This is a genomic window from Propylenella binzhouense (assembly GCF_009866965.1).
Taxonomy (GTDB): Bacteria; Pseudomonadota; Alphaproteobacteria; order Rhizobiales; family Afifellaceae; genus Propylenella; species Propylenella binzhouense.
The window spans coordinates 42,395-58,653 of sequence record NZ_SPKJ01000015.1 but is presented as its reverse complement, the minus strand read 5'-3'; the positions used below and the strand labels follow the sequence as shown (position 1 = coordinate 58,653).

The following is a 16,259-nucleotide window of genomic DNA, read 5'->3' as shown; positions in this document are numbered from 1 at the left end:
CGGACCGGCCGACGCCTCGCCACGCGGCCCGGCTAGAGGGCAGCGAGGGCGGCGCGGAGCGCTGCCGCCGCCGCCGCGAGCGCCGCGACGTCCCGGCTCCGGAGCACCAGCCGCGTCGTGAAGCGCGTGCCGTCGTGATAGGGATAGGAGCCCATCCGGACGTCCGGAAAGCGCTCCTGGATGCCCGTCAGCGCGGCGGCGACGTCGCCCTCTCCCCGGCCGGCCTCGATGGTCTCGCTGACGAGCGGGCGCGCGGCCGGAAGCCGCTTCACGACGTCGTCCATCATCGCCTGCATGATCGCCGGCACGCCGGCCATGACGAAGACGTTCCGAATGGCGAATCCGGGTGCCGCGGAAACCGGGTTTGCGATCAGGTCCGCCCCTTCGGGGATCCGGGTCATCCGGCGGCGGGCCTCGTTCATCTCGATGCCGCGGCCCTCGTAATAGGCCTGGAGGATGGCGGTGGCGCGGGGATCGTAGCGGAGCGGGACGCCGAAAGCCTCCGCGATCGCGTCGGCGGTGATGTCGTCGTGGGTCGGGCCGATGCCGCCGCTCGTGAAGACGTAGTCGTAGCGCCCGCTGAGCGCCCTCACCGCCTCCACGATGGCCGCCATCCGGTCGGCCACGATCCTGACCTCCTCGAGATCGATTCCGATATCGGTCAGCGTGTCGGCGACAAACCCGATATTGCGGTCCTTGGTCCGGCCCGAGAGGATCTCGTCGCCGATGACGAGCATGGCGGCGGTGGTGGGTCTTTCATCGGACATGGCTATGCGCGATCGAGGTGCGGACGCCCTCACTTAGCGGAGGGCGGGCGGGAATCACAGGGCCCGCGGCGCGTGGACGGCCTTATAAGTTCGGCGCCGATGCACTAGCTTAGGGGCGAAATGGAGCCTGGACGGGAATGCAGGAAGAATTGGCTGATATCACGCGGGCGCGGGATACGATCCTCCTCTATGACGCCGAGGCCTTCGACGGGCTGCGGCGGGCGGGCCGGCTGGCGGCGCTCTGCCTCGACGAACTGGCCGACATCGTGGCGACCGGCGTGACGACCAAGACGATCGACGACTTCGTCTTCGATTTCGCCATGCAGCACGGCGCGGTGCCCGCGACCCTCAACTATCGCGGCTACAGGCACTCGACCTGCACGTCGCTCAACCACGTCGTCTGCCACGGCATTCCCAACGAGAAGCCGCTCAGGGAAGGCGACATCGTCAACATCGACGTCACCTTCATCCTCGACGGCTGGCACGGCGATTCGAGCCGCATGTATGTTGCCGGCACGGCCAAGCGCGCCGCCGAGAGGCTGATCGAGGTCACCTACGAGTGCCTGATGCGCGGCATCGCGGCGACGCATCCCGGCGGGCATCTCGGCGACATCGGCCACGCCATCCAGAGCTACGCGGAATCGGAGCGCTGCTCGGTGGTGCGCGACTTCTGCGGCCACGGCGTCGGGCGCTCGTTCCACGAGCCGCCGAACGTGCTTCATTACGGGCGGCCCGGCGAGGGCGCGCTGATCCGGCCGGGAATGGTCTTCACCATCGAGCCGATGATCAATCTCGGACGTCCGCACGTGAAGCTCCTCTCCGACGGCTGGACGGCGGTGACCCGGGACCGCTCGCTTTCGGCGCAGTTCGAGCACATGGTCGGCATCACCGAGGACGGCGTGGAGGTCTTCACGCTTTCACCGAACGGACGGCACAAGCCGCCCTACGGCCCGATGGCGCAGGGCAGCGTCGATGGCGGGGCTTGAGGATTCGGGGCCCGACCTTCCCCATTTCCTCGGCCACCGCGACCGCCTGAGATCCCGCTTCAGGGACGGCGGGGCGGCGGCGCTCGCGGATTACGAGCTCATCGAGCTGGCGCTCTTCCGCGCGCTGCCGCGGCGCGACACGAAGCCGATCGCCAAGGCGCTCCTGAGGCGGTTCGGCACCATCGCCGAGGTGCTTTCGGCTTCGCCGGCCAGGCTGCGCGAGATCGAGGGCGTCGGGGAGGCGGTCGTCCTCGAGCTGAAGCTCATCAAGGCGCTCTCCGAGCGGCTCGCCCAGGAGGCGGTGCGCAAGCGCACCGTGCTCTCCTCCTGGAGCGCGCTCCTCGACTATTGCCGCACGGCGATGGCCTATGAGGAGCGCGAGCAGTTCCGGATCCTCTTTCTCGACAAGAAGAACGGCCTCATCGCCGACGAGGTGCAGCAGACCGGAACGGTCGACCACACGCCGGTCTATCCGCGCGAGGTGGTTCGCCGCGCGCTCGAGCTTTCGGCCTCCGCCATCATTCTCGTTCACAACCATCCGTCCGGCGACCCGACTCCCTCGCGCGCCGACATCCAGATGACGCAGACGATCATCGACGTGGCGAAGCCGCTCGGGATCGTGGTGCACGATCACCTGATCATCGGCCGCGAGGGCCATGTGAGCTTCAAGGGCACAGGGCTGATGTGAGGGCGGCACGGCGGCCCCTTCGTCTCCGAAGCGGAGGCGATCGCCCGCTTCGAGCCCGCCGGCTCGCCGACGGGATCAGGCGTGCGGACCGCTTCCCGATGTCGCCGCCCGGCAGCGGCCTTGCGGCAGCTTCGCGTGCCGATCGAGCGCTTTGGGTGGTCGTGAGTCGGTGGCGCACCGGTGACATCGAAACTATGGTCGCGGCCTATTGGACACCTCCGGGTCGAGGACCCATCTTCGATGGCGGAATCGAAGGAGTTCGGCCATGGCTGCCTACAGGAAAACAGACGCCGCGATCGCCAGGCTGTCGCCCGAGGAATTTCGGGTGACACAGCAGAGCGGGACCGAACGCCCAGGGACCGGGGCGCTTCTCCACAACAAGGCACCGGGCATTTACGTCGATATCGTCTCGGGCGAACCGCTGTTCGCATCGTCGGACAAGTACGAGTCGGGCTGCGGATGGCCGAGCTTCACCAAGCCGATCGAACCCGCGAACGTGAACGAGCTGCGCGACACCAGCCACGGCATGATCCGGACGGAAGTGCGTTCGACACATGGCGACAGCCATCTCGGCCACGTCTTCCCTGACGGACCGAGCGACCGCGGCGGCCTGCGCTACTGCATCAATTCTGCTTCGCTGCGCTTCGTGCCGCGCGACGAGATGGTGGAGCAGGGTTACGGCGAATATCTCAACCAGGTGGAGGACATCTCATGACGACCGAACGCGCTGTTCTCGCCGGCGGCTGCTTCTGGGGCATGCAGGACCTCATCCGCAAGCTGCCCGGCGTGATCTCGACCAGGGTCGGGTATACGGGCGGCGACGTGCCGAATGCGACATACCGCAATCACGGCAGCCATGCCGAGGCGATCGAGATCATCTTCGATCCTTCGCAGATCACCTACCGGCGCTTGCTCGAGTTCTTTTTCCAGATCCACGATCCGACGACGCTCAACCGCCAGGGAAACGATCGTGGCACGAGCTACCGTTCGGCGATCTATTTCACCAGCGACGAGCAGAAGGCCGTTGCGCTCGATACGATCGCAGACGTCGATGCGTCGGGACTTTGGCCTGGCAAGGTCGTCACGGAAGTCGAGCCGGCCGGCGATTTCTGGGAGGCCGAGCCCGAGCACCAGGATTATCTGGAACGTATTCCGAACGGATATACCTGTCATTTCCCACGCCCGAACTGGGTTTTGCCGCGCAGGACCGGCGCTGCCGCCTAACAAGGTCGGGCTCGCGGCACGGCGCCGCGAGCCCGCCAACGGGGATTTCGTGGAGACGGGAAACCTCGGTCCGCCTGCTCCTCCGCTCGAGCATGTCCGGTGGATCGACGAAGATGGCGACGAGCGCCGCGCCGCGCCGGCCTCGGCAGGCGCCGTGCCCGCCATCATGGAGGCCTACCGTTCCGGCGGGACCCCCTGGTTCGTCGTGATCGCGCCCGACGATCGCGTCGTCCAGGACGGGTTTCGGCCCGATGCGGAGGAACTCGTCCAGGCACTTCGACCGCTCGCCGCCTGACGTCCCCGGCAACGCAGGCAGGCCGTGCCGGAGGGCACCCCTCAGCGCGGCGCGATCGCTGCGCCCGGCCCCCGCTCCGGGAATGCCGGTGCGAACGCGGTGCCGCTTCGGGCAAGGAGGACCAGCATGCCGACGACGAGTGCCGCCGCCGTGGCGAGCAGGACGACGCGTGCCGGCATCAGGCAGCGCTGCCGGCGAGTTCGTCCAGGATCGGGCAATCGGGCGCGTGATCGCCGTGGCAGGCAGAGACGAGCCGTGCGAGGGCCGCCCTGATCGCCTGCAGCTCGGCGATCTTGGCGTCCACCTCGACGATGTGCGCTTCCGCCAGCCGGCGCACGTCGGCGCTCGCGCGGCTCTTGTCGGAATAGAGCGAGAGAAGCCGCCGGCATTCCTCGATCGAGAAGCCGAGAGAGCGGGCGCGCGCGAGAAAGCGCAGCGCATCGAGCTCGCCGGCGGAATAATCCCGGTAGCCGTTCTCGAGCCGGCTCGGCTGGACGAGCCCGATCTCCTCGTAATAGCGGATCGTCTTCGCCGGCAGCCCGCTCCGGCGCGAGGCCTGTCCGATGTTCATTCCACGCTCCGCCCCAACTCTCACAAACGCGGACGAGATGGGTTCCAGCGACTGGAAGGTCAAGGCCCCGGTGCCGCGCTCGGGACGGCGCTCCGAGCGCGGCGCGAAGCCGATCTCAGTGCAGCTGGCCGTGAAACGAAGCGAGCCGCACCTCGGAAGGCGTGACGAGGCGCTTGTGCGAGATCTCGACCGAATGGATCGCCGCCTCGATCTCGCGCCGCCAGTAGGCCAGGAACTTCTCCAGCCGCGGATAGTCCGGGCAGACGTCGTAGAACTGCCATACGAACGCCTGCAGGAGGTCAGGATGGTCGGGCATGTGATAGAGGATGTTCGCGGTCGTCAGGCCGTAGCCGGCGCGCGGATCCTCGGCGATCCAATGGAAATCGGTGTCTCGCATTCCGTATCCCCATTCTTCCGGGCCACCAGTCGGCCCTCTCGGCAGAATAGGGTGATGCAAGAAGATTGCCAATTAGTTCAGTAAGTTAGCAGCTCCACCGAGCGACTGCTGCTAGCGCCCTGAGAAAGCCGCAGAGCCCGCCTGCCCTTTCCGCCCGCGAAGAGCGGCGGTTTTCGGCCGCGCCACAACCAGCCTGCCGTCACGCATTGCTCGCTCAGCGCGCCTGGATGCTCTCCAGATAGGAGAGGAGCGCGTCGATCTCTTCCGGCTCGAGCACGAATTCCGGCATGTCGGGATGTGCCGTCACGATGCCCTCGGCGAGCGCCTCGGCAAGCGATTCGATCGGATAGCGCTCGGAAAGGGTGCGGAACGCCGGCGCGCCGGGAAGCGGGCTGTCACCTTCCCGGCCGATTGCGTGGCAGCGACCGCAATTCTTCTCCGCGAAGCGCCGGCCATCCTCGATCGGCGAGGCGACGGAGACGGACGTCGCGCAGAGAAGGACCGCCCAGGCGATCGCAACCCTCATGGCGCAGCCTGATTCCCCGTCCCGACGGCACCAGGATGACGGGCGGGCCCGGCGAAAGAAGGACAGGCGGCTCATTCGGGCAAGATGCCGCCCGCCGCAACCAGGGCATCGGGCGTGTCGACATCGAGCCCGGCGGCGGCGCCGAGCTCGACGGTGGTCACGGCGTCGGGATAGCGGGCGATGAGGTGGCGGGCGCCCACGTCGCCCGACGCACCGAGCAGCTCCGGGAAGAAATGGCGCGACCAGAGCACCGGGTTGCCGCGCTTTCCGGAAACCGTGGGAAGCACGATGCCCGGGCGCTCCGGATCGAAGGCGGCGATCAGTGCGTCGATATTCGCCGTGGTGATCATGGGCATGTCGGCGAGGAGCACGATCGCGCCCGATGCCTCCTGCGGGACGGCGGCGACGCCCGCCTTGAGCGAGGTGGCGAGCCCGTCCGCGAAATCCGGGTTCTCGACCACCGTCGCGGGAAGATCAGAAAGCGCCTTCGCGACCTCGTCCCGCATGTGCCCGGTGACGACGATCACCGGGTCCGCGGCGGACGCGAGCGCGGCCCTGACGGTGCGGCGGACGAGCGGCTCGCCATCGAAGGTGGCGAGCAGCTTGTTCGGCCCCCCCATCCTGCGCGACTGCCCGGCCGCAAGCACGACCGCCGCCACGCTCTTGCCGGTCTGCTCCCTGGCCGGGTTCCGGGGCTGCGGACGCGAGACGATCTCCATCAGCAGTCCTCCGACCCCGAGGCCCGTGATGTCCTCGGGTTCGACCGGAATCCCGGCGAGAAGCCGCTGGAGGATCCAGTCGAAGCCGTTCTCGGCGGGGCTGCGCGCACAGCCCGGCGCGCCCAGGACCGGAACGCCGCCGAGTTCGCCGACGAGAAGAAGGTTGCCCGGATCGACGGGCATCCCGAAATGGATGATCCTGCCGCCCGCCCGGCGCACCGCCTCCGGAATGACGTCGCCCGCGTCGGTGATGGCCGAGGCCCCGAAGACCACGATCAGCTCGCTGCCGTCGCGAAGCTGCCCCGCGATCGCCTCGGCAAGCGGCTCCACCTCGTGCGGCACCCGCCGCTCGGAGAGAATGGTGGATCCGGTCGGCTTCAGCCGCTCCTCGAACACGCGGCGCGTCTTGTCCATGACGGTGGGCTTGAGGCCGGGCAGCACGGTCGCCGCCATGCCCACCCTTGCCGGCCGCCACGCCGCGACTTCGAGCGCCCCGCCTCCGGCGAGAAGCGCTTCGGCCTTCGCCACCGCCTCCTCGCGGACGGCGAAGGGAATCACCTTCACCGTCGCCACCATGCGCCCCGCCTCGACCGGCGTGTGGGAGGGCAGCGTCGCGAGCGTCAGCCCGGGATCGAGCCTGTTCAATGCGTCGACCGATTCGCGGTCGGCAATGAAGAGGCCGGCCTCTTTCGCAAAGATGTTGCACCGCCCGGTGAAGGGCGGATCGGCCCGCAGGCTCGGGCAGAGCAGGCGGCTGCCGACCCGCTCCGCCGCATCGTCCTCGCCGATATCGGCCGGATCGAGCACGGCGACCACGACCTCGGCAATCCCGGCCTCCGTCAGGGCGGCGATCTGCTCCGGCCCGAGACGGGTTCCCTTCTTGATCGTCCGCCCCGCAAGCCGCACCGAATGGGCCGCGATCGACCCCTCGGCTTCGGCGACCGGAACCGGCCCGAACCTCAAGCGACCGCCCGGCGGCTGTCGGCGCTCGTGCGCAGGGTCGCGATCACCTCCGCCATGATCGCGATCGCGATCTCCGCGGGCGACTGGGCGCCGATATTCATTCCGATCGGGGCGTGGATGCGCTCGAGCTCGGCGGCCGAGGCACCGGCCTGCAGCAGCCGCTCCACCCGCTTTCCGTGGGTCTTCCGGCTGCCGAGCGCCCCGACATAGAAGCAGTTCGCCGCAAGCGCCGCGAGAATCGGCCCGTCGTCGATCTTCGGATCGTGGGTGAGCGCGACGAGGCCCGTATAGGCGTCGAGCGGCACGCCCTTCAGCGCCTCGTCCGGCCATTCCGCAATCAGCGGAACGTCGGGGAAGCGCTCCTCGGAGGCGAATGCCGTCCGCGGGTCTATCACGACCATGTCGAAGCCGGCGATGCGGGCGACCGGGGCGAGCGCCTGGCTGATATGGACCGCGCCGATCACCACGAGCCGCGGCGGCGGCACCTGGACGGTCAGGAAGGTGCGGCCGTCCTCGAGCATTCCGGAGCGCCCGCTCCGGAACCGCTTGTCGAGCTCCGGGGCGAGCGGATCCCGCGCCGCATCCTCCTCGCCGACGAGGCGCGCCTCGCCGGACGGCGTATCGGTGACCAGGATGACGGCGCGACGCGCCTGGCGGGCCGCATTGAGCGCGACGAGAAGGTCCCTGCGCATTACGGGCCCACCGGCTCGACATAGACGCGGATGCGACCGCCGCAGGACAGGCCGACCCGCCAGGCGGTCTCGTCGGCCACGCCGAACTCGAGCATGCGCGGTGCGCCGCTGCCGATCACGTCGATGGCTTCGCCGACCACCGCCCCTTCGACGCAGCCGCCCGAGACGGATCCCTGGAAATTGCCCTCCTCGTCGATGACGAGATGGCTTCCGACCGGCCGCGGCGCGGAGCCCCATGTCTCGACGACGGTCGCCAGCGCGATCCGGCGTCCCTCGCCGAGCCAGGTCTCGGCCGTGCCGAGTATGTCGAGGCCGCTCTCGGCGGCCGTCTGGTTTGCGGACATGGCAACCTCCATCATGCTGCCTTCAGATAGGTGCGCGGGTCGGTCCCCGCTTTGCCCGTCTCGCCGTTGAGCGCGGCGACGATGTCGGCGATCGCGTTCAGCGAATGGGCGGGCCGGAACTCGTCGACATGCGGCAGCATCGCCCGGATGCCGCCCGCCTTGGCCTCGAAGCCGGAAAAGCGCAGGAGGGGGTTGAGCCAGATCAGGCGCCGGCAGGACCTGTGCAGCCGGTCCATCTCGCGGCCGAGATCGGCGTCGGCATCGCGCTCGAGCCCGTCCGTGATGAGGAGCACCACGGCGCCCTGCCCCAGCACGCGGCGCGACCAGTTGAGGTTGAAGCTGTGAATGGCGGCGGCGATGCGCGTCCCGCCGGACCAGTCCGCGACCGCCTCGGAGCAGCCGGCAAGCGCCTCGTCGACATCCTTGAGCCGGAGCTGGCGCGTGACATTGGTGAGCCGCGTGCCGAACACGAAGGAGCCGACGCGCCGGCGCTCCGAAAGCGCATGTAGGAAATGCAGGAGCACGCGCGAATAGTCGCTCATCGAGCCGGATATGTCGCAGAGCGCGACGATCGGCGGCGCGATCTCGTCGGGCGCCTTGAAGCGGGGAAGGATCATCGATCCGCCCAGGCGGAGCGATGCGCGCATCGTGGCGCGCGGATCGAAGGCGCCGCGCGCCGCCGCCTTGAGCCGGCGGACCCGGAGCCTGTCGTCGGGCATCGCCAGCCGCGATATGAGCCGCCGGGCCTCCGCGAGTTCGGCCGCGCTCATCTGGGCGAAGTCCTTGGCCTGGAGGAGCTCGCGGTTCGAGAGGGTGAACCGGGCATCGACGATCGTCTCCGGCTCCTCGCGCAGCGGCGCGCGGTCCGGCGCGAGAGCCTCCTGCACGCGCGCGGCGCCCGGCTTCGGCTTCTCCGGCGCGGCGGGCTTCGGGGGCGCGGTCGGCGACATCATCGCGATCAGCTTGTCGAGCAGGCCGCGCCGCCGCCAGAAGATCGCGAAGGCCTGCTCGAAGACGGCGCGGTGCTCGCGCTTCTTCACGAAGACGGCGTGGAGCGCCCAGTAGAAGTCCTCGCGCGAGCCGATCCCGGCCGCCTCGACGGCGCGGATGGCGTCGACGGTGGCGCCCGGACCGACCGGCAGGCCGGCCTTCCGGAGCGCGCGCGCGAAATGGACGATGTTGTCTGCGATCCGGCCGCCGCCCGGCCCGCCTTCGTCGCCGTCCGGGACCATCGCCTACTCCGCCGCGGATGCGAACTCCGCCCGCGCTTCGTCGAGAAGCTGCCTGGTCCTGCTTCCCTCAAGCCGGGCGATGTCGTCCTGGTACTTCAGAAGAACGCCGAGCGTGTCCGACACCATCGCGGGATCGAGCGCCACCTGGTCGAGCTCGGTGAGCGCGCCCGCCCAGTCGAGCGTCTCGGCAATGCCCGGCTTCTTGAAGAGCTCCTCGCGGCGAAGCCTCTGGACGAAGGCCACGACGTCGCCGGCGAGGCGCTCATGGATGCCGGGAACCTTGCTGAGGACGATCGCGAGTTCGCGCTCGGCGGTCGGATAGTCCACCCAATGATAGAGGCAGCGGCGCTTCAGCGCGTCGTGGATCTCGCGCGTCCGATTCGTGGTGACGATCACGACCGGCGGCTCGGCCGCATGCACCGTCCCGAACTCCGGGATCGTGACCTGATTATCGGCGAGCACCTCGAGCAGGAAGGCCTCGAATGCCTCGTCGGCACGGTCGAGCTCGTCGATGAGGAGAACGGGCGGGCCGCGGAGGTCCGGCTCGAGCGCCTGCAGAACCGGCCGCGCGATCAGGAAGCGCTCCGTGAAGATATCCTTGGCGAGCGTCTCGCGATCGACATCTCCGCTCGCCTCGGCGAGCCGGATCTCGATCATCTGGGCCGCGTAGTTCCACTCGTAGACCGCGCTCGCGAGGTCGAGCCCCTCGTAGCACTGGAGCCGGATCAGATTCCGTCCGAGGCCCTCGGCCAGCACCTTGGCGATCTCGGTCTTGCCGACGCCGGCCTCGCCCTCCAGGAAGAGCGGCCGCTTCATCCTGAGGCTCAGGAACACGACGGTCGCGAGCGAGCGGTCAGCGATGTAGCCGGCCGCCTGGAGGAGGCCAAGCGTCTCTTCGATGGAGGTCGGGACCGGGCGCCGCGTCATGCGATCTCGTGGGAAACGGAGGGTCAGCCCGGTCTATATAGGGGATGAGCCGCCGCTGTGCACCTGCGTAGCGCCGATCCGCTCCCGCGATGCAGATCGGGCCGGGCGTGGCCCGAAATCGATCAGGCGGCCGGCGCCGCCTCCTGCGGCAAAGGCCGGGCGCCGGCACGGCCGGGCACGATATCGGGATAGATCTCGGACAGGCGCGAGCCCTCGTAGAAGGCCTTCTGGTAGGCGGGCCGGGCCTGAATCCCGGCGAGCCATTCCGCGACGCGAGGACGGTCGGCCCAGAGGGCGGCGAGGCCGAGATCCTCCATCCGGTCGATGAGGGGCGCGACGCAGATGTCGGCCAGCGTGTAGCGCTCGCCGAGGAGCCACGGTCCCCCGCTCTCGTCGAACATCCGGTCCATCCGCGCGGCCGTCTTGCGGATGTCCTCCAGCGCCTTGTCGACGTCGGCCTGCGGAAATCCGCCCTGCCCCATCTTCTCGTAGAAGCTCGACTTCAGCGGACGCCGTTTCGCGTTCTCCGCGAATTGCTCCGGCGTCATCGTTTCGAACTTCCGCCGCAGCCCGCCGAACTGGAACGAAGGATAGCGCACGGCCGGCGTCGGAACCGCGTCGACGAAGGCGAGCCAGGCGCGCATGCGGGCCCGCCCCACCGCGTCGTCCGACACCAGCGGAACCGCCGGAAACACCTCGTCGAGATATTGCACGATCACCGAGGACTCGATGACCGGCACCCCGTCATGCACGAGCGTCGGGACGACGCCGTTCGGGTTGAGCTTCAGGTACCAGTCCGAAAGATGATCGTGGTTCTTCGAGACGAGGCGCCGGTCTTCCCAATCAAGCCCCTTCTCGTGAAGGACGATCCGCACCTTGAGGCTGCAGGTGGACTGGGCAAAGTTGTAGAGCTCGAGCATTTCCGCCCCGGATCGTATGATCGTATGACGACGGTATCGTCGCGGCCGCCGCCGGTCAAGAAGACCGCGGCTGCCACGTCGCAGCGGCGCCGGCCGCAAGGCCATTGACCGGATTGTAGTATCATCATACGGTCCACGAGTGGATTGTCCCGGCCGGTCCGTTCTGGCGGATGCCGGTTCACGGGCTGTTCGAGACTAGCGACTTGCATTCCGAAGAATCTTGGTATGCAATCGTTTGCGACACGTTCGGGTCGAGACCTCGGAGCGAAGGAGAGACGTCCGGAACAGGCAGGCGGCCAGCCGGCACGCAAAGCCAAGCGGCGCGGCCAATCGGAGGCCTCGCCGAACGTTTGAGGACCAGACGGACGAACCGAGGCGCCGCGCAAGAACGGCCCCGCCACAGCGCGATTTCAGGGAGGAACAGAGGCGTAATGAGGGTTGCAGAAGCAGATGTCGGGCGGACGGCCGCAGCACCGACCATCGCCGCCGGGCCGCAGGATTCCGCACCGGTCATTGTCTCCAAGAACCTGACCGTCGGCTACGAGCTCCATCGCGAGCGGCAGCGGCTGACGGCGCTCCGCGACATCAGCCTCACGGTCAACCGGGGCGAGTTCGTCGTGCTCGTCGGTCCCTCCGGCTGCGGCAAGACCACCTTCATCAATGCCATCTCCGGGCTCGTGAAGCCGTGGGAAGGCAGCATCGAGGTGAACGGACGCCCGGTCACCGGTCCCGGTCCCGACCGCGCGATGGTGTTCCAGGATTACGCGCTCATGCCCTGGCGGACCGTCGAATCGAACATCCGGATGCCGTTCGAGATGCAGAAGCTCGGGCTGTCGCAGAAGGAGATGGACGAGCGGGTCCGGCGCTATATCGACCTCGTCGATCTCACCGGTTTCGAGAACTCGTTCCCCTACGAGCTCTCCGGCGGCATGAAGCAGCGCGTCGGAATCGCGCGCGCGCTCGTCTCCGAACCCGACATCCTGCTCGCCGACGAACCCTTCGCCGCCATCGACGCGATGACCCGCGAGGCGATGCAGAGCGAGCTCGAGCGCTTCGTCACGAACACGCGGCAGACGGTGGTCTTCATCACCCACTCGATTGACGAGGCGGTCACGCTGGGGGACCGCGTCGTCGTGATTTCCTATCGCCCCGGCCGCATCAAGGAGATCGTCAACGTCAACCTGCCCCGTCCGCGCTTCGACTACGACGTGAAGATGCTTCCGGAATACGGCGAGCTTCGCGACCACATCTGGCGACTCGTGAAGGACGAGGCGCTTCAGACCGCCCGCGGAGCGAAATGATGAGCGCCACAGGAGGAGACCAGGCCATGGCGACGATGGCACCCTCGGAACCGGCCCGTATCGTCAAGACCGAATGGTCGATGCGCGAGTTCTGGAAGCGCTACGGCTCGTGGTTCGTCACGGTCGCGAACCTCACGATCTTCTTCGTCGTCTGGGAGCTGTTCGCGCGCAGCGGAGCCATCAGCCCGCTCTTCCTGCCGCCGGCGAGCAGCATGTTCGAAGCGCTATGGACCGGGCTGACCACCACCTCGCCGCCCGGATCGGTGATCTCCGGCAGCATCCGGGACCACCTCTTCTACAGCCTGGGCAATCTCTCCCTGGGGCTCTTCCTGGCCTGCCTCATCGGCATCCCGGCCGGTCTGCTGATGGGCGGGAACCGGTATATCGAGACGGTGCTGAGCCCCTATGTCTGGGCGCTCGCCTCGCTGCCGCGCATCGCTTTGGTGCCGCTCTTCATCCTGTTCCTCGGCTTCACCGTGAAGATGCAGGTCACGATCATCGTGCTCTCCGCGGTGTTCCCGATCATCATCAACGCCTGGGCGGGCGTGAAGACGACCGAGAAGTCGCTCCTGGCGGCCGCCAAGGTCTTCGGGGCGAGCCGGCGCGAACTCTATACGAAGGTCGTGCTCCCCTACACGCTGCCCTTCATCATCTCCGGGGTCCAGCAGGGCATCGGCCGCGGCCTGATCGGCGTGATCATCGCCGAGATCTTCGGCGGCTCGAAGGGCCTCGGCTACCTGATCCAGCGCGCCGCCGATACGTTCAATTCGGCGCTGATGTACGCCGTCCTGTTCCTGCTCGTCGTGGTTTCGCTGACGCTGATCCAGCTGACCCGCTGGCTGGAGGCCTACGTGGCGCCGTGGCGCCGGATCGACCGTCTCTGAGGTGTCCGGCTGCGGGGCCTCGCGCGGCTGCCGGCCGGGCGGGGCGGCCGGCCCGGGGCCGGCAAGAGGGATCACCCCGGCAACAACTTCGTCTAGGGAAGGGAGAAAGCGATGAAGCCGATTGATCTGTTCGACGACCACAAGAGGTGGCTCGAGCGCCGCGAGTTCCTGAAGATGGGCGGCCTCGGCGTCATGGGCATGATGCTCGCCGTCGCCACCACCAACGGCGCCTCCGCGCAGGACAAGACGCCCTCGATCAAGAACATCAAGGCGAACCTCAAGAAGGTCGTCTACGGCGACTTCAACCCGAACTACGTCAATAAGTGGCCGGTCGTGATCGCCATGACGCTCGGCTACATGAAGGAGAGCGGCATCGACGACGTCGAGATCATCCTCTCTGACCAGTACATCCCGGGCATGGTGGGCGGCAGCCTCGACATCACGCATGGCGATACCAGCGTGTTCCTCGGCTCGGCGCAGGCGAGCGGACTGCCGATCAAGATCATCAGCATGTTCCGCGACAAGGAATACTGGATCATGGGCGTCCGGAAGGGCATCGAGAAGCCCGAGGACCTCAAGGGGGCGAAGATCTCGGGCGGCGCGCTCGACGGGCGCAACACCTGGGTCCAGAAGCAGATCCTGAAGAAGATGGGGCTCGACCCGGAGAAGGACGTCACCTTCGTCCCGACCTCCGGCGCCTCGGACAACCGGATGGCCGCCCTCATCAACGGCACCCTCGACGCGGCGAGCGTGTTCCCGCGCCACAAGAAGGGGATCGAGGAATCCGGCGGCAAGTTCCTGTTCGAGGAGCTCACCTCGGCGCCCCAGGAAGCCTTCGGCGCGATGGGCCCCTGGGTCGAGAAGAACGAGGATACGGTCTATGCTTGGACGCTCGCCGACCTCAAGGCGCGCCAGTGGCTGTTCGATCCGAAGAACAAGGATCAGGCGTACAAGATCATGCGGGACTACGGCTACGACATCCCGCCCGCGTTCGAGGAGCAGTACAAGGTCGAGCTCGACCAGCTGAGCCCGGACGGCGGCTTCGAGAGCGCGGAAGTCATGGACACCTTCCTCGCCCAGCTCGCGGAGACGGGCGGCGTCCCGAAGGACGTCGACTGGCGGAAGGTGGTCGACATGAAGTACGTCTGGGCGGCCCAGGAAGCGCTCGGATTGCCGAAGCGGCCCGCCTCGATCTGACGCCGCGCGGAAGCGGCCGCACCATTGCTGTCTCCGGCGATCATCTCGCCGGAGATTTCTTTTGCGGCCAGGCTGTCCCCGGAGGCTGGCGAGAATAGAGGCAGGATCGGCTGCATCTTTATGCGTGACCGGGGGTTTGCGGTTGGCTAACGTTTGTGCATGGGGAGGAGCACGGCGGAGTTGCATCAGAGCCAGGCCTCATCGGGGAGCGCCGTCCGGTCGTTCGACGAGATGTCGGGCCTCGACGGCAACGTGCGAAGGCCCTACGCCGAACTCGCCGCCTGGTTGGACAGGCAGCCGAAGGGGCTCCTGAAGCGCAAGCAGCAGGAAGCCGACACGATCTTCCGCCGGCTCGGCATCACGTTCTCCGTCTATGGCGAGGCGAACGCGCTCGAACGGCTCATTCCGTTCGACCTTGTCCCGCGCATCATATCGGCTGCCGAATGGCGGCACCTCGAGCGCGGCATCGAGCAGCGCGTGCGGGCGCTCAATGCCTTTCTCTACGACATCTACCACCGCCAGGAGATCATCCGCGCGGGCCGGATTCCGGCCGAGCTGATCTACCGGAACGCCGCCTACCAGCCCGCGATGATCGGCTTCGAACCGCCGCTCAGCATCTACAGCCACATCATCGGCATCGACATCGTCCGCATCGGCGAAAACCAGTTCTACGTCCTGGAGGACAACCTGCGCACGCCCTCCGGCGTCTCCTACATGCTGGAGAACCGGGAGGCGATGATGCATCTCTTTCCCGAACTCTTCGCGCACCACCGGATCGCGCCGGTAAGCGACTATCCCTCGCTGCTCCGCCGCACGCTCGCAGCCGTCGCACCGGCCGCCTGCACCGGCGATCCGACCATCGTGGTGATGACGCCGGGGATCTACAATTCGGCCTTCTTCGAACATTCCTTCCTGGCCGACCAGATGGGCGTCGAACTGGTCGAAGGGCAGGACCTCTACATCGACGGCGGCTACCTCTACATGCGCACGACGCGCGGACGGCAGCGCGTCGACATCATCTACCGCAGGATCGACGACGACTTTCTCGACCCCCTCACCTTCCGCCCGGATTCCACGCTCGGCGTGCCCGGCCTCGTGGACCTCTACCGCGCCGGACGGGTGACGATCGTCAACGCGCCGGGAACGGGGATTGCCGACGACAAGGCGATCTACGCCTACATGCCGGAGATCATCCGCTTCTACACCGGCCAGCGTCCGATCCTCGAGAACGTCCCGACCTATCGCTGCGGCATAGCCGAGGAGCGCGAGCACGTGCTCGCCCATCTCTGCGACCTGGTGGTGAAGGAGGTGCATGGCTCGGGCGGCTACGGCATGCTGATCGGCCCGGCCGCGACCCGCCGGGAGATCGAGACCTTCAGGCGCAAGATCGAGGAACGCCCGGACAATTACATCGCGCAGCCGACGCTCGCGCTCTCCACCTGCCCGGCCTTCACAAGCGCCGGCCTTGCGCCGCGCCACGTCGACCTGCGTCCCTTCGTGCTCGTGAGCGACCGGGTCCGGCTCGTGCCCGGCGGACTGACGCGCGTCGCGCTCAAGAAGGGGTCGCTTGTCGTAAACTCGTCCCAGGGCGGCGGCACGAAGGACACCTGGGTGCTGCGAGACTGA

At 67.7% G+C, this 16,259-nt stretch carries 20 protein-coding genes; 9 read left to right on the top strand and 11 right to left on the bottom strand.

All coding sequences use genetic code 11. From position 1 onward, the window contains the following. Positions 1-32: 32 nt before the first annotated feature. A complete protein-coding gene (locus E4O86_RS07210; protein WP_161139847.1) occupies positions 33-767 on the bottom strand; it encodes a competence/damage-inducible protein A in 735 nt (244 codons plus the stop codon). A gap of 137 nt (positions 768-904) precedes the next feature. On the opposite strand from E4O86_RS07210, the gene map reads away from it, so the two are divergent. The 5 genes from map (at position 905) to E4O86_RS07185 (ending at position 3,960) form a co-directional block, all read left to right on the top strand. After that, entirely contained in the window at positions 905-1,753 is an 849-nt protein-coding gene (gene map, locus E4O86_RS07205; protein WP_161139846.1) for a type I methionyl aminopeptidase, read from the top strand. Beyond that, complete coding sequence (radC, locus tag E4O86_RS07200) at positions 1,740-2,441, top strand: RadC family protein (protein WP_161139845.1); 702 nt, start codon at positions 1,740-1,742, stop codon at positions 2,439-2,441. Before map ends, radC begins: the two co-directional genes overlap by 14 nt. 265 nt (positions 2,442-2,706) lie before the next feature. Beyond that, positions 2,707-3,156: a peptide-methionine (R)-S-oxide reductase MsrB gene (gene msrB / locus E4O86_RS07195; RefSeq protein WP_161139844.1), complete on the top strand. Its 450-nt coding sequence runs from the start codon at positions 2,707-2,709 to the stop codon at positions 3,154-3,156. Then, complete coding sequence (gene msrA / locus E4O86_RS07190) at positions 3,153-3,665, top strand: peptide-methionine (S)-S-oxide reductase MsrA (protein WP_161139843.1); 513 nt, start codon at positions 3,153-3,155, stop codon at positions 3,663-3,665. Before msrB ends, msrA begins: the two co-directional genes overlap by 4 nt. 49 nt (positions 3,666-3,714) lie before the next feature. Continuing rightward, entirely contained in the window at positions 3,715-3,960 is a 246-nt protein-coding gene (locus tag E4O86_RS07185; protein WP_161139842.1) for a hypothetical protein, read from the top strand. A 41-nt stretch (positions 3,961-4,001) separates the two neighbouring features. Here E4O86_RS07185 and E4O86_RS07180 read toward each other — a convergent pair whose 3' ends face one another. The 10 genes from E4O86_RS07180 to E4O86_RS07135 form a co-directional block, all read right to left on the bottom strand. Beyond that, complete coding sequence (locus tag E4O86_RS07180) at positions 4,002-4,139, bottom strand: hypothetical protein (protein WP_161139841.1); 138 nt, start codon at positions 4,137-4,139, stop codon at positions 4,002-4,004. Continuing rightward, positions 4,139-4,531: a Cu(I)-responsive transcriptional regulator gene (gene cueR / locus E4O86_RS07175; RefSeq protein ID WP_161139840.1), complete on the bottom strand. Its 393-nt coding sequence runs from the start codon at positions 4,529-4,531 to the stop codon at positions 4,139-4,141. Before cueR ends, E4O86_RS07180 begins: the two co-directional genes overlap by 1 nt. A gap of 115 nt (positions 4,532-4,646) precedes the next feature. Beyond that, on the bottom strand, positions 4,647-4,928 hold the full coding sequence (locus E4O86_RS07170; protein WP_161139839.1) for a hypothetical protein: 282 nt from the start codon (positions 4,926-4,928) through the stop codon (positions 4,647-4,649). 214 nt (positions 4,929-5,142) lie between these two features. Further along, positions 5,143-5,454 (bottom strand): c-type cytochrome, encoded by a 312-nt coding sequence (locus E4O86_RS07165; protein ID WP_161139838.1) that lies wholly within the window; start codon positions 5,452-5,454, stop codon positions 5,143-5,145. A gap of 71 nt (positions 5,455-5,525) precedes the next feature. Further along, positions 5,526-7,136 carry an NTP transferase domain-containing protein gene (locus tag E4O86_RS07160; protein ID WP_161139837.1) on the bottom strand — a complete coding sequence of 537 codons (1,611 nt, stop codon included), beginning with the start codon at positions 7,134-7,136 and terminating at the stop codon, positions 5,526-5,528. Then, positions 7,133-7,828 (bottom strand): XdhC family protein, encoded by a 696-nt coding sequence (locus E4O86_RS07155; protein WP_161139836.1) that lies wholly within the window; start codon positions 7,826-7,828, stop codon positions 7,133-7,135. Before E4O86_RS07155 ends, E4O86_RS07160 begins: the two co-directional genes overlap by 4 nt. Then, positions 7,828-8,172 (bottom strand): XdhC family protein, encoded by a 345-nt coding sequence (locus E4O86_RS07150; RefSeq protein WP_161139835.1) that lies wholly within the window; start codon positions 8,170-8,172, stop codon positions 7,828-7,830. Before E4O86_RS07150 ends, E4O86_RS07155 begins: the two co-directional genes overlap by 1 nt. A gap of 11 nt (positions 8,173-8,183) precedes the next feature. Then, positions 8,184-9,404, bottom strand: coding sequence for a vWA domain-containing protein (locus E4O86_RS07145; protein ID WP_161139834.1), 1,221 nt, complete (start codon positions 9,402-9,404; stop codon positions 8,184-8,186). Positions 9,405-9,407: 3 nt separating this feature from the next. Then, positions 9,408-10,331, bottom strand: coding sequence for an AAA family ATPase (locus tag E4O86_RS07140; RefSeq protein WP_161139833.1), 924 nt, complete (start codon positions 10,329-10,331; stop codon positions 9,408-9,410). 122 nt (positions 10,332-10,453) lie between these two features. Further along, positions 10,454-11,251: a glutathione S-transferase family protein gene (locus E4O86_RS07135; protein WP_161139832.1), complete on the bottom strand. Its 798-nt coding sequence runs from the start codon at positions 11,249-11,251 to the stop codon at positions 10,454-10,456. A gap of 431 nt (positions 11,252-11,682) precedes the next feature. On the opposite strand from E4O86_RS07135, the gene E4O86_RS07130 reads away from it, so the two are divergent. The 4 genes from E4O86_RS07130 (at position 11,683) to E4O86_RS07115 (ending at position 16,259) form a co-directional block, all read left to right on the top strand. Next, positions 11,683-12,552, top strand: coding sequence for an ABC transporter ATP-binding protein (locus tag E4O86_RS07130; RefSeq protein ID WP_161139831.1), 870 nt, complete (start codon positions 11,683-11,685; stop codon positions 12,550-12,552). Positions 12,553-12,578: 26 nt separating this feature from the next. Next, positions 12,579-13,436, top strand: coding sequence for an ABC transporter permease (locus E4O86_RS07125; protein WP_161139830.1), 858 nt, complete (start codon positions 12,579-12,581; stop codon positions 13,434-13,436). Between the two features lie 111 nt (positions 13,437-13,547). Beyond that, the gene (locus tag E4O86_RS07120; RefSeq protein WP_161139829.1) at positions 13,548-14,633 is read left to right on the top strand and encodes an ABC transporter substrate-binding protein; all 1,086 of its coding nucleotides are present in this window, start codon (positions 13,548-13,550) and stop codon (positions 14,631-14,633) included. A 231-nt stretch (positions 14,634-14,864) separates the two neighbouring features. Continuing rightward, entirely contained in the window at positions 14,865-16,259 is a 1,395-nt protein-coding gene (locus tag E4O86_RS07115; protein ID WP_161139852.1) for a circularly permuted type 2 ATP-grasp protein, read from the top strand.